The organism is Varibaculum cambriense (genome assembly GCF_022133705.1).
GTDB lineage: Bacteria > Actinomycetota > Actinomycetes > Actinomycetales > Actinomycetaceae > Varibaculum > Varibaculum cambriense_A.
In genome coordinates this window covers 1-233 of the sequence record NZ_JAKNHJ010000054.1, presented here as the reverse complement: position 1 = coordinate 233, position 233 = coordinate 1, and the positions used below count along the sequence as shown (strand labels likewise).

Below are 233 nucleotides of genomic sequence, written 5' to 3'. Positions count from 1 at the left end.
CGATGGGCGGCATGAAACAGACCATCAGCCGTGAAGAGTTGATAGCGCTCGGCCAGCGTTTCGGCGTTACACCACTCGCCAGTGCGCTGGCGCTGTAAGGAGCAAACATGATCCGCAAAGCCTTTGTCATGCAGGTAAACCCCGACGCCCACGAAGAGTATCAGCGTCGGCATAATCCCATCTGGCCGGAACTGGAAGCAGTGCTGAAATCTCACGGTGCGCATAACTACGCC

General features: G+C 57.1%; 1 protein-coding gene. It reads left to right on the top strand.

The window, feature by feature from the left end; genetic code table 11:
• Positions 1-107: 107 nt before the first annotated feature.
• Positions 108-233: L-rhamnose mutarotase (locus L0M99_RS09960; RefSeq protein ID WP_337954212.1), on the top strand; the 126-nt coding region annotated here is incomplete at its 3' end.